The organism is Nonomuraea sp. NPDC051941 (genome assembly GCF_044593615.1).
Genome location: NZ_JBIUCF010000030.1, coordinates 55,034 through 67,738 on the forward strand (window position 1 = coordinate 55,034; position 12,705 = coordinate 67,738).

Sequence of the window (12,705 nt, forward strand, 5' to 3'; positions counted from 1 at the left end):
ACACGCGCTCTGATCAGGTCACTCCGCCGTCGCCGCGCCGGACGATTCCCGTCTCGTACGCCAGCACCACGATCTGCACGCGATCGCGCAGATCGAGTTTGGCGAGAATACGTCCGACGTGGCTTTTGACCGTCGCCTCCGAGACCGTCAGAGCCTGGGCGATCTCCACGTTGGAGCGGCCCCGCGCCACCTCCATCAGCACGTCCCGCTCGCGCTCGGTGAGCCGGTGCAGCAGTTCGTCGGCCGCCGTGCGGCCGGTGTCCGGGTCCGGCAGGTGGGCGGCGAAGGCGTCGATGAGGCGGCGGGTGACGGCGGGCGACACCATGGCGTCCCCGGCGGCGACCGCGCGTACGCCCGTGAGCAGGTCCGCCGGGGGCACGTCCTTGAGCAGGAAGCCGCTGGCCCCGGCCCGCAGGGCGGCGTAGACGTACTCGTCGAGGTCGAACGTGGTCAGGACCAGCACCCGCGACGCGGACCCCGCGCCGACGATGCGCCTGGTCGCCTCGATGCCGTCGAGCACCGGCATGCGCACGTCCATCAGCACCACGTCCGGCCGCAGCGCCCGGGTCATCGAGACCGCCTGCGCGCCGTCGCCCGCCTCCCCCACCACCTCCAGGTCGGGCTGGGCGTCGATCACCATGCGGTAGCCGAGGCGCTGCAGCGGCTGGTCGTCCACCAGCAGGACCCCGGCCGTCACGACGCCACCACGCCGTCGTCGAAGCGGAGCCGGGCGCGCACCCGCCATCCCGCGCCGGGCACCGGCGCGGCCTCCACCTGCCCGCCATACGGGGCGGCACGCTCGGCCATCCCCATCAGCCCGTGTCCCCCTTGGGGTGGCATTTCCGCTTCCGTCCGGTCGTCGGGGACGACGGCGCGGCCCGCGCCGTCGTCGAGGATCTCCAGGTCGGCGGCCTCCGGGGTGTAGGAGAGCCGGACCCGTACGCGGGCGCCCGGGCCCGCGTGCTTGAGCGTGTTGGTCAGGGCCTCCTGGACGATCCGGTAGACGGCCAGGCCCGCCCCCGGGCCCCACGCGCCGGGCACGCCCTCGTGGGTGACCACCAGCCGCAGGCCGGCCGCGCGCACCTGTTCCAGCAGGCGGTCGAGGTCGTCGAAGCCCGGCTGCGGCGCCCGCTGCTCGCGCAGCAGCCCGACCAGCCGCCGCATCTCCGACAGCGCCTCCCGTCCCGTCGCGGCGACCTTCCCCATCGCGTCCGCGGCGCGTTCGGGCCCCGCGTACGTGGCGCCGTCGGCCAGCGCGACCATGACGGCCAGGTTGTGGGCCACGATGTCGTGCACCTCGCGGGCGATCCTGGCCCGTTCGGCGGCCACCGCCAGCCGGGCCTGCTGGTCGCGCTCCCGCTCCAGGTGACGGGCCCGATCCGCCACGTACGCCCGCCGCAGCCGCAGGACGACCCCGGCCAGCGCCGTGGCCACCGTGAGCGAGGCCACCCCGATCATGACCGGCCAGCCCGGGTCGTCACGCAGCCGGCCGAGACCCATGGCCAGCACGGCCGCCCCCGCCGCGGGCCACAGGTGGCGGGCCGGGCGGTGCCGGGCCACCGCGTACACGGCGACGAGCGGCACGAAGACCAGGAAGACGCCGGTGAAGCGGCCGACCAGCACGCAGCCCGCCACGAGCGCCATGACCGCCCAGAACACCAGCACGGGGGCTTTGCGCCGCCACACCAGCGGCACGTGCACGGCGGCGAACCACACCCAGCCGGCCCCCGTGACGCCGGTGCCCGGCTCGAACACGCCGGGGGCGCCGCCGCCGCCCATCGTCACCGGCACGCTCACCGCCGCGACGAGCCCGGCCAGGCAGGCGTCCACCACCCGCGGGCAGCGCTGGGCGAGGGCGCGAAGTCGGCGCACGCTCCCCAGGCTAGGGCCGCCCGGCGCGCCACGCACCACCCGGCGGCCCACCCCCGCCCCCGGCCCGACCATCGCCTCCACCTCCGGCTCAGGCATCGCGCCGGCGCAGCAGCACGGCCGCACCCGCCAGGGCCACCGCGACCCAGGCCAGCGACACCGCCGCCCCGGCCGCCGGGCCGAGCACGGGCACGCCGTCGTCCCCCACGTGGTACATGGCCTGCAGCGCCAGCGTGGGCAGGTACGGCAGCACGGTCTCCCGCACCGCCCCGGGCAGCGCCGCGAGGAGCACCGGCGGCAGCAGCACCAGCACCCCGATGTAGACGGGCACCGCGGCCGCGGTGTGCCGCAGCATCGTGCCGATCGCGAGGCCCAGCAGCGCCACCGCGACCGTCGCGGCGGACACCCCCAGGATCGCCCGCACGACCCCGGGATCCCCCAGCGTGATCGGATGGGCGGCGAACGCCTGGTTGGCCAGGAAGGCCAGCAGGGAGGTCACGACCATGAGCGGCCCGGTCGTCACGACCAGGACCACGGCCTTGGCCCACAGCACCGGCAGCCGCCGCGGCACGGCCGCCAACGTGGCCCCGATCAGCCCGGACCCGTACTCGCCCGTCATGACCAGCACCCCGAACACGCCGAACACGACCGCGAACACCAGGAACCCGCCCCCGACCGCCTGCGTCACCCCGCCCGGAGCCTCGGCGGCCCCCGAGGCGTTCCAGCCGATCAGCGCCGCCAACCCGACCAGCAGTTGTGGCACGACCCCCATCACCACCCAGGTGGAGCGCAGCGCGAACAGCTTGGTCCACTCCGCGCGCACGACCTTCCCGAACGTCAGCCCGCTCATCGGATCCCCCTCTCGCTCCGTGCGAGCTCCATGTACGCCTCTTCCAGCGACGCCTGCCGCGGCGTCAGCTCGTGCAGCGCCAGCCCCTCGCGGGCGGCCAGCGCGCTGATCGCCTCCCCGGCCAGCCCGCCCACCTCGAGCACGCCCGCCTCGGCACTGGTCACCGAGGCCCCGTGCCGTACCAGCAGATCCCGCAGCTCCGTGGCGCGCGGGCAGCGGACCAGCACCGCGCCCGTCCCGGCTCGCGCGATCAGGTCGGCCACGGAGGTCTCCGCCAGCAGCCGCCCCCGGCCGATGATCACGAGTTGCCGCGCCGTCAGCGCCATCTCGCTCATCAGGTGGCTGGACACCAGCACGGTGCGCCCCTCGTCGGCCAGCGACCGCAGCAGGGTGCGCACCCACAGCACCCCGTCGGGGTCGAGCCCGTTCACCGGCTCGTCCATGATCACCACAGACGGGTCCCCGAGCAGCGCCGCCGCGACCCCGAGCCGCCGCCGCATGCCCAGCGAGAACCCGCCCACCCGCCGCCCCGCCACCGAGGACAGCCCCGCCAACTCGAGCACCTCGGCCACCCGGGCGGGCGCGATCCCGTGCGTGCGGGCCAGCGCCAGCAGGTGCTGGTACGCCGTGCGGCCCCCGTGCGCCGGCGTGACCTCCATCAGCGCGCCGACCTGCCGGAGCGGGTCGGGGTGTTCGGCGTAGGGCCGGCCGTTGACGGTCGCGGCCCCGGCGCTGGGCCGGTGCAGCCCCAGGATGACACGCATGGTGGTGGACTTGCCTGCGCCGTTGGGGCCGAGGAACCCGGTCACCTGGCCGGGCCGTACCGTGAAGGACAGATCGCGTACGGCGGTGACGCCGCCGTACCGCTTGGTGAGCTCCCGTACCTCGATCATGCCTTCGACGCTAGAAGAGGGCCCTTCGGCGGACGACCGACCAGAGGCTGAACCCCGAGGCCCCGGATCTCCACCGGAAGTCGGGCCCGTTCCGCTCACAGCAGCAGCGTCAGGCCGCCGATCGTGTAGCAGACCATGAGGACGAACAGCGGGATCTGGCCCGCGACCGCGCGGCCGGGCGGCAGGAGGCGGACGGAGCGGTCGTGGGCGGCCACCACCCCCACCACGTGGCCGACCACGATGGCCAGCACCTGGACGACGGCGATCGTGGCGGGTTCGACGGCGATCGGGTCGGGCTGGGCGGCCACGCCGAGCGCCAGGAGGAGGCCGTGCCGGCCCTCGATGACCAGGAGGGAGAAGTAGTGGGCGATGAGATAACCGGTGGCGATCGGCACCAGCGAGTGGGCGAAGCGGGCGGTCAGCCCCCTGGTGCCGCCGATCAGTCCGGCCGCGCCGAGGCAGGCGGCGTACAGGAGGGCCACCCCCGCGACGGTGGCCAGCAGGCCGAGCGTGCCGAGCCCGGTGCGGCCGAGCGGGCCTGACTGGAGGGCGTTCACCCAGGCGGGGGTGCCGGAGAAGCCGTCGTACGCGGTGCCGCCGAGCAGGACGCAGACGGTGGCGACCAGGCCGGGGGCGGGCTGGATGGCGTCGAGGCCGTCGAAAGGGCTGCGCAGGACGCGGTCGCCGTTCGCCTTTCTGCCGAGGGGTGACAGGTGGCCGATGAGGGTCGAGTACACCTCGAACGGGTCGCCGCGTTCCAGCCAGGCGTGGCCGTACACGAGGGTGCCCGTGAGCTGGGTGGCCGCGTACAGGGCGCAGAAGGTCAGCAGCGTGAGCGGCGCCGCGGGCTCGGGGGCGACCAGCTCCGTCCAGGTGAACGCGAGCAGCCCCGCGGCGGCGGGCCAGTAACCGAGCCGGCGCGGGAGCGGGCACCGGGGCCGGTCGGGCAGCAGCCGGAACGGGCTCAGCGCCCGCCACACCGGGCCGAACAGCAGCGACGCCGGGACCAGACCCACCCAGAAGAGCACATACACCAGGTACGGCCCCGCGTTCCCGTCCACGGGATCCGCCACGAGCCGGCCGATCGTGTAGACGGAGAGGACAAGGGTCAGCACGCGCGCCGGGCGGTCCGGCAGGCGCAACGGGATCACCAGGCCCGCCCGGTCGCCGCGGAAGCGGGAGTCGGCCCAGAGCAGCCCGAGCGCCAGGAACGAGACGACGAGCGCCGCGAAAGCGCCCGCGTAGGCGTAGAAGAGCGGGATCGGCAGGTCGCCGCGCGTACCGATCCCGTGCGCGAGGACCCCCGCCGTCACCGGACCGCCAGTTGCGTGAGGACCAGCTTGCTCTTATGGGTCTCCACCTCGAACACCCCGGTCAGGCCGGCCGTGAAGCGCACGGTCGCGGGCACCCCCGGCCGCAGCTCGGCCTCGATGTCGTAGCCGTGAACGTGCAGCTCGTCGGCGACGTCGCTGGTCACCGTGATGCTGACCTGCCGGCCCTTGGCCACCTCCAGCCAGCCCGGCGGCGGGCTCACCTGGCCGCGGGCGATGGTGATCACGGCGTCCGCCTGCCCGCTCGGCGCCTCCGTGGCCACCTCGTGGCTGTTGCCCGGATTGTGGTGGGTCTCCGACAGCGGCCCGCACGCCGTGACGAGCCAGCCCGCCAGCACGCACCCGGCCATGCGGACGAACCCGCTCACGCACTCACCTCGGCCTCGGCGGGCGTCTCCCGCGCGGTGCCCCTGCGCCGCGGCGCCAGCACCACGACCGCGCAGAGCACCCAGAGCCCGGTCAGCAGCCCCCGGATCCACCCCGGCCCCAGCGGGACGACGGGGATCAGGTACACCAGCCGATCGAAGGCGTCGGCGCAGGCCAGCAGCCCCACCACGATCGTGAGCAGGCCGAACGCCGGCCGCCTGCCCCGCAGGGCCGCACCCAGGCAGAGCCACCACGCCCCCATGAGCAGCAACGCGGCCCCGGCCTGCGACGTGCTGTCCACGGCCGCCGCCAGCACGTCGAGCACGAGCCCGGCGGCCCCGGCGACGCTCCCGGCCACGACCAGCCGGTGCCGGCGCCGGACGATCGCCGTCACCGCGGGCGCCACGCCGTTCCCCGACCGGCCGTCGCCGCCGTGCCGCCGCGCGCCCCGCCGCGAACGCCACCAGAACAGCCCCAGCAGCAGCCCGAGCACCGCCGACCCGCCGAGGGCGAGCTGCGCCTCCACCTTGCCGAGCCCCGAGGCGCCGAACCAGTCGCACCCGGCCGGCAGGCGGGCCTGCGAGGCGCTGAAGTCCGCGCACAGGTACAGCTTGATCAGCTTCACGGGCTCGGCCAGCAGGCGGTTCGCGCCGCCCGACAGCGCGGGCGCCGTGGCGGCGCAGACCGGCAGGACGGCGGGCGACGACGCGCCCGTGTCCCCCTGCCAGCAGTTGCCGGTGCCCTGACCGTCCCACCACACGTCCAGCCCGTTGGGCCGCCGCTCGCCCGTCGGGCTCACGCCGAACACGTTGCCCTCGTAGCGGTTGTAGTCGGAGGTGTCGGCCTGCTTGGCCAGGTCGTTCTCGCCCCTGATGAACGCGGGCACCCCGAACAGGTGGAAGGCCGCCCGCCGGTGACCCCAGACGCGGTTGTTCCTGAAGACGTTGTAGTTGCCGCCCGCGACCAGGATGCCCGTCCCCGGGGGCACGCCCACCTGCGAGCACACCACGCCCCGCTCGTAGCCGCGTTCGGCCGGGGGTTTGGCGCAGGTGCCGTCGCGGGTGTAGCGGTAGTAGTCGCGGTTGTTGTCGTAGATCTTGTTGTTCTCGAACTTGGCGTGGTTCTGCGGCAGTCCGGGGTGCGAGGGCCAGAGGCTGTCCATCGTGGCGCCGACCATGTTGTCGTAGAACTCGTTGTCGTGCACCCACATCGAGTCGCCCGCGGTGCCCGAGTAGCCGAGCGCGTTGTCGTGGCTCCTGCAGCGGCGGATCTCGATAGCGTACCTGGGGACGTCGTGGCCGCGGCCGTCGTTGAGGTTGGAGGCGCTGCCCGGGTAGAGGCCGCCGTCGCCGTTCCCGTACGCCTCGCAGTCGGTGTACAGGCCGTGGTCGCTGGCGAAGGTGAGGAAGCCGTACTCGTCGTTCCAGCGGGTGAGGACGCGGTCGATGACGAAACCGTCGGTTTCGAGCACGTACAGGGAGTTGAACGTGGTGCGCTGGGCGGTGAAGTTCCGGAAGTAGATGCCATTGGTACGGTCGGCGCGGACGGCGTTGAGCTTGCGGTACTCCGCGTCGATCACGACGTCGAGCGGATCGGCTCCGGTGCCCTCGATCTGCAGGTCCTTCTTGCCGAGGATGGCGACGAGGTTCTGGTTGTGGGGGCACTGACGCTGCTGTTCGAAGGAGAGGATCTGGTAGCCCCACGTGGACCGGCGGGCGGGGAGCTGGGCGCAGGCGCCGGTGGGGGCGGGCTGGCTGGGTTCCTCGCGGTAGAGGCCGGGGAGAATGGCGATCGTCATTCCGGGGCGGTCGACCTGGTCGACGGCTTCTTGGAGGTGCCTAACCCCTTTTTGCTGACATTTCGCGAAAAGGTCGAGGTTGCGGGCTTTGAGCTCATCCGGAAATTTCGCGATTCGACGCTCGAAGTCGGCTTTATCCGTCTTGCACACCAGCAGATCCGGCTCCCCGGACCGCAGCACCGGCACCGTCCCCGTACCATCAGGCAGCGTCACCGGACGCTCCTCATGGGCGAAAGCGGTGCCGCCGGATAACAGCAGACCTGACGTGAGCACGACGATTGTCGCGATTTTTCGCATGGGGGGCATGGCCGCGAGATTAGAACAATGCTCACGTTCTGCCTAGGCCAAAACGATCACCTACGGACCCCGTTGCCACAAACCCACATGAGGCAAAGCCCGGCGGGGGCGGCGCTGACACGCCCCCGCCGGGAGTCATCACCCCGAGGTCCCATGCCTCCGAAAACGGCACTCACGCCATCATCCGAAGGACACGGCACAGGCCCGGGACATGCGCAGGTGGCCGCCGTCTGCCGTCAGGGGGCCATTCCCGCCAGCGCCACGTCCACGACGCGTTCGGCGAGATCCACGTCGAGGTCACCGGCCGGACCCCACTTGGTGAACCAGAGCATGGTGCCGGTGAGAACGGCCATGCCCATCGAGACGTCCAGGTCGGCGCGGAGCTCGCCGTTGGCGATGCCGCGCTCGATCACCGCGCGCATCGCCTGCCTCCGAGGCTCGATGGCCCGCTTCATGAACCGGTCCATCAACTGCGGATACCGATCGGCCTCGCTCATGGCGATCTTCATCACGCAGCGGTTGCGGGCCACACCCGACTCGCTGCGCATCGCGTCGAGCAGGGAGATCAGGTCGTCACGCACCGACGTACCGGCGAGCGACGGCACCGGGGCCTTGAGCGTGGCGAGAGCGTCGACGACCAGGTCCTCCTTGTTGGACCAGCGCCGATAGATCGTCGTCTTGCCGACACCCGCCCTCGACGCGATGGCCTCGATGGACAGATCGGAGACGCCCATGCCCTCGCCGATCAGATCGAGGGTGGCCTCGATGATCGCCTTCTCGGCCTTCTCGCTACGCGGACGCCCCGCCGGACGGGCAGTCCCTGATTCCTGGATCGTCATCGCTGCCTCACACTACAGCCGGTTCCTTCTGTTCCGCCTGCGTGGCCGGGCGCGTCTTGCCCGGCATCCACTTCGCCACCACCGCGACGCCTACCAGCGCGATCACCGCCGACACCAGCGCCGTCACGTGCATGCCGTCGACGAACGCGGCGAACGCGGGCTTGATCAGGGCCTGGCCCTTTTCGCCGAGCGCCTGGGCGACGCCCATCGTCTGCACGATCGACTCGCCCGCGGTGTGCTGGACGTCGGCGGGCAGGCCGGCCAGCGAGGGCGTGATCTCGCCGCGGTAGTTGGACGACAGCACCGAGCCGAGCACGGCCACGCCGAGCGCGCCGGCGACCTGGCGGACGGTGTTGCTCATGGCCGAGCCGACGCCGGCCTTCTCCCTGGGCAGCGACTCCATGATGGCGGTGGTCGCGGGCGGCATGATGTTCGCCATCGCGGCGCCCTGGACGAAGAAGATGACCTCGATCAGCACGATCGAAGTGTCCTGGTCCATGAGCGCGTAGCTGGCCAGGGCCGCCGTCACCACGATCATGCTCACGGTGGCCGACAGCTTGGCGCCGAACCGCTCGTTCACCCGCTGGCTGAGCGGCGCGAAGATGAGCTGCGCGGCGGCGAACGGGATCATCAGCGCCCCCGCCTGCACCGGCGAGAAGCCCAGCACGGTCTGCAGGTAGAAGGTCAGGAAGAACATCCCGCCCATCATCGCGAAGAAGACGATGCCCATCATGCCGATGGCCGAGCTGAAGCGGACGTTGCCGAAGTTGCGGACGTCGAAGATGGGGTGGTCGATGCGCCGCTCCCACCACACGAACGCACCCAGCACCACCAGCCCGAACAGCGTCGGCACCAGGACCTCCGCGCTGAAGACGGTGCCGAGGCCGCCGCCGCGGATGATGCCGTACACCACGGCCACCAACCCGATGATCGACAACAGCACACCGACCGGGTCCAGCCTGGACGGCTTCGGGTCACGCGACTCCGGTACGAGGGTCGCGATGAGGATCATGGCGATGATCACGATCGGCACGTTGATCAGGAAGACCGAGCCCCACCAGAAGTGCTGGATCAGCAGACCACCCGTGATCGGCCCGATCGCCACCGCGAGACCCACACCACCAGCCCACACGCCGATCGCCTTGCCCCGCTCACCGGGCGGGAAAACGTTGGAGATGATCGCCAGGGTGGCCGGCATGATCGCCGCCCCGCCGATGCCCATCGCCGCCCTCGCCAGGATCAACTGCATCGGATCCTGCGAGTAGGCGCTGGCGAGCGAGGCCAGGCCGAACAGCGCCATGCCGATGAACAACATCCGCTTGCGCCCTGTTCGGTCGCCGATCACCCCGAACGTGAACAGCAACCCGGCGAACACCAGCGTGTAGGAGTTGATCGCCCACTCCAGCTCGCTCTGCGTCGCCCCCAAACCGACCGTCTTGTCGGCGATGGTCTTCATCGCCACGTTGAGGATGGTGTTGTCCAGCACGACGGCCAGCAGGCTGAACACCAGCACGCCGAGGATCCCCCATCGGCGTGGATGGCCCGCGTTCGGGTCCACTACTACGTCTCTCACGAAGAGCCCCCAATTTCGATACGTACGAGTTTCGCAACGACACCGTATCGCAAGGTATTCCGATACGCAACGGTCCCGTTTCGTAAACCCTGGGTTAACTCTCGCCAACGCTCGCGAGCCGAGGTGCTGACCGCGGTCGGCCGCTGCTTCGGGATCATCTTCGCCCAGCCGTCTCCCGCTTTCTCCGGCCGTCCTCGCTCCTGCCGCTGGCAAGGAAGCGCGCCCAAGGCCTCGGCTGCGGCGACAGCCGGCGCCCGCGGCCGTAGTGCTCCCGCGGGCGCTGCCTGTGACCGCCGGAGCGCTACGGCCGCATCACCACGCACCCATCCCCCACACCACCGCGTGGCCCCGGACTGCTGTCGTCCGACGCGATGGCGCACCCGACTCGGTGCCAGCGGGCGCGTGAAGCCACTGGCCGTCGTGTTCTCAGGCCGCCGCGCGAGCCGCCGACGATCACCCGTCCCCCGCGCGCACCGGTCGGAGGACCACCGGCCGTCGGCTTAAGAAGCCGCCGATCGCCGGGGCCCTGCTGGTCACCGGCTCAAGGGGCCTCGGCTGGTGCTGGAGTGGGCTCGGTGAGGGTCGAAGGGGGCGAGGCCGACGGGGTCTGGGTGGAGGTTGGGAGGGGGTCGGCGGGGCGGCGGGGCCAGAAGGGGGCGGCGGCGAGCACCATGGCCACTCCCACCAGGCCCGCGAGCACGAACGCCCACGTCGGCCCGCTTGCGTCGATCACGGCGCCCGCGATGGGGGCCGAGCTCGCGCCGCCGATCAGCAGGGCCGTGCCGTGGAAGCCCATCGCCTCGCCTCGCGCCGCGGCGGGCACCCACCGGGAGAGCACGTCGACCGTGGCCGACAGTGCCGGCGCGCAGAGGAGGCCTGCCGGGAGGAGCATCACGACCAGCCATTGCCAGCTGCTCACCAGGCTGACCGGGATCGTGAGCAGGCCCATGGAGGCGATGAGCACCAAGGGTGAGAAGCCACGTGACAGCCCGCCGTACACGAAGCCGCCGATCAGGGAGTAAACGCACCAGATGGCGACGGCGAGGCCGACCCACTGGGTCTGGCCGGCGTTGTTCATGGTCGCGATCAGGGACAGCTCCGTGGCCGTGAGCACGAACGTGGCCGCCGCCGCCGTCCCGAGCAACGCCACGAACCCGGGCGTCAGCCACTGCCGCCTCGACACCTTGATCGACTGCGCCTCGAGCTCGTCGGGCGATCGGGTGGGCGGATTGAGCATGAACATGCCCAGGCCCGCCGCCGCCGTGGCGACTCCGATGATCGTCATCGTCACCCTGCTGTCCAGCGTCGTCAGCCCGGCCACCGCGAGAGCGGGACCGGCCATGTACGCCAGCTCGACCAGCATGGAGTCGAGCGCGAACGCGCTGCGCCGCTGGGAGACCGGCACCATGGCGGCCAGGCACTGCCTGGTCACGCTGAACACCGGCAACGCCAGCAGCCCCGCCACCGCCGCCGTCCCGATCAGGGCCGGGAACGGCAGCGCCCACGCACACGCCCAGAACACCGCCTGCGCCACGGTCGTGACCATGACCACAGGACGTAACCCATGCTTGTCGACGAACCTCCCCGACAACGGCGAGCCGATCGCCATGCCGATGGTGTTGGCCATGGTGACCAGCCCCGCCTTGCCGTAGCCCAGGTCGAGCGCCATGGCCACGTGCAGGGTGAGCGTCATCCCCATGGCCGTGGACGGAACCCGCGCCAGCAGCCCCATCAGCAGCAACGCGGGAACGCCCGGGATCTTGACCAGTCGTCGGTAAGGGGCGAGAGCCATGTCGTTTCAACCTCCGCGCTGATTCTCGCAAGAGGCACCGACAGTTTCGCCACAGGTTTTTCGGCACGTGACGGCGCGTGCCATCATCGGAAGGGTCCGGGGACGCCACTGGGGCGCCTCGAGACGTTTCTGGAGGGTTCACACATGTCCTCTTCAAACACACTGTACGGGGGCGTCTCCGGGCGCCGGGTCACCGTTCGCGACCTCACCGCCGCCAAGGAGCGCGGAGAGCGGTGGCCCATGGTCACCGCCTACGACGCGATGACGGCCAGGGTCTTCGACGACGCGGGCATCCCCGTTCTGCTGGTGGGCGACTCGGCGGCCATGGTCGTCTACGGGTACGACTCCACGCTGCCCGTCACGGTCGACGACCTCCTGCCCCTGACGGCGGCCGTGGTGCGCGGCTCGTCCCGGGCGCTGGTGGTCGCGGATCTGCCGTTCGGGTCGTACCAGTCCTCACCTCAGCAGGCGCTGGAGTCGGCCGCGCGCTTCATGAAGGAGGCCGGGGCGCACGCCGTCAAGCTGGAGGGCGGCCGCCGGGTCGTCCCGCAGGTGGAGGCGCTGGTCTCGGCCGGTGTCCCGGTCATGGCCCACCTCGGGCTGACCCCGCAGTCGGTGAACGTCCTGGGCGGCTACCGCGTTCAGGGGCGCGGCCAATCGGGCGACGAGCTCATGGCGGACGCCAAGGACCTGGAACGGGCGGGGGCGTTCTCGGTGGTGCTCGAATGCGTGCCGGCGGATCTGGCGGAGCGGGTGACGGCGTCGCTGACGATCCCCACCATCGGCATCGGCGCGGGCGCGGGGACGGACGCGCAGGTTCTGGTGTGGCAGGACCTGATGGGGCTCACCCCGCGTCCCGCCCGGTTCGTCAAGCGCTACGCGGATCTGGCCGCCGAGATGGATCGCGCCGTCCGCGCCTTCGCCGCCGACGTGACTGCGGGCGCCTTCCCGGCTGCTGAGCACACGTACAACTGACGGCGGCCCGACGACGCGCCCCCTACTCGGCGGTACGGCCGCCTGCGACGGGATGACCACTGAGGTTGCCACCGCTATTGGGCTGCTGTTCCGAGCGCGCGGATTCTGGGCCGTGGGTCCGG

General features: G+C 71.7%; 11 protein-coding genes. 1 reads left to right on the forward strand and 10 read right to left on the reverse strand.

Going from position 1 to position 12,705, the window contains the following annotated elements; all coding sequences use genetic code 11:
- Positions 1-13: 13 nt before the first annotated feature.
- The 10 genes from ACIHFD_RS39985 to ACIHFD_RS40030 all read right to left on the reverse strand — a co-directional run bounded on the left by ACIHFD_RS39985 (position 14) and on the right by ACIHFD_RS40030 (position 11,608).
- Positions 14-697, reverse strand: a complete 684-nt coding sequence (locus ACIHFD_RS39985; protein WP_397371376.1) for a response regulator — start codon at positions 695-697, stop codon at positions 14-16.
- The gene (locus ACIHFD_RS39990) at positions 694-1,872 is read right to left on the reverse strand and encodes a sensor histidine kinase (protein ID WP_397371377.1); all 1,179 of its coding nucleotides are present in this window, start codon (positions 1,870-1,872) and stop codon (positions 694-696) included. Before ACIHFD_RS39990 ends, ACIHFD_RS39985 begins: the two co-directional genes overlap by 4 nt.
- A gap of 88 nt (positions 1,873-1,960) precedes the next feature.
- A complete protein-coding gene (locus ACIHFD_RS39995) occupies positions 1,961-2,719 on the reverse strand; it encodes an ABC transporter permease subunit (protein WP_397371378.1) in 759 nt (252 codons plus the stop codon).
- The gene (locus tag ACIHFD_RS40000; protein ID WP_397371379.1) at positions 2,716-3,612 is read right to left on the reverse strand and encodes an ABC transporter ATP-binding protein; all 897 of its coding nucleotides are present in this window, start codon (positions 3,610-3,612) and stop codon (positions 2,716-2,718) included. Before ACIHFD_RS40000 ends, ACIHFD_RS39995 begins: the two co-directional genes overlap by 4 nt.
- A gap of 95 nt (positions 3,613-3,707) precedes the next feature.
- Positions 3,708-4,925 (reverse strand): hypothetical protein, encoded by a 1,218-nt coding sequence (locus tag ACIHFD_RS40005; protein ID WP_397371380.1) that lies wholly within the window; start codon positions 4,923-4,925, stop codon positions 3,708-3,710.
- Positions 4,922-5,311: a hypothetical protein gene (locus tag ACIHFD_RS40010; protein WP_397371381.1), complete on the reverse strand. Its 390-nt coding sequence runs from the start codon at positions 5,309-5,311 to the stop codon at positions 4,922-4,924. Before ACIHFD_RS40010 ends, ACIHFD_RS40005 begins: the two co-directional genes overlap by 4 nt.
- Positions 5,308-7,320, reverse strand: coding sequence for a hypothetical protein (locus ACIHFD_RS40015; protein WP_397371382.1), 2,013 nt, complete (start codon positions 7,318-7,320; stop codon positions 5,308-5,310). The genes ACIHFD_RS40010 and ACIHFD_RS40015 overlap by 4 nt, the downstream gene beginning before the upstream one ends.
- Before the next feature lie 320 nt (positions 7,321-7,640).
- Positions 7,641-8,243 carry a TetR/AcrR family transcriptional regulator gene (locus ACIHFD_RS40020; RefSeq protein WP_350728736.1) on the reverse strand — a complete coding sequence of 201 codons (603 nt, stop codon included), beginning with the start codon at positions 8,241-8,243 and terminating at the stop codon, positions 7,641-7,643.
- A 7-nt stretch (positions 8,244-8,250) separates the two neighbouring features.
- Positions 8,251-9,801 (reverse strand): MFS transporter, encoded by a 1,551-nt coding sequence (locus ACIHFD_RS40025; RefSeq protein ID WP_397371444.1) that lies wholly within the window; start codon positions 9,799-9,801, stop codon positions 8,251-8,253.
- A gap of 556 nt (positions 9,802-10,357) precedes the next feature.
- Entirely contained in the window at positions 10,358-11,608 is a 1,251-nt protein-coding gene (locus ACIHFD_RS40030; RefSeq protein WP_397371383.1) for an MFS transporter, read from the reverse strand.
- A 144-nt stretch (positions 11,609-11,752) separates the two neighbouring features.
- Here ACIHFD_RS40030 and panB point away from each other — a divergent pair, with 144 nt between their 5' ends.
- Positions 11,753-12,583: a 3-methyl-2-oxobutanoate hydroxymethyltransferase gene (gene panB / locus ACIHFD_RS40035; RefSeq protein WP_397371384.1), complete on the forward strand. Its 831-nt coding sequence runs from the start codon at positions 11,753-11,755 to the stop codon at positions 12,581-12,583.
- The last annotated feature ends 122 nt before the right edge of the window (positions 12,584-12,705 follow it).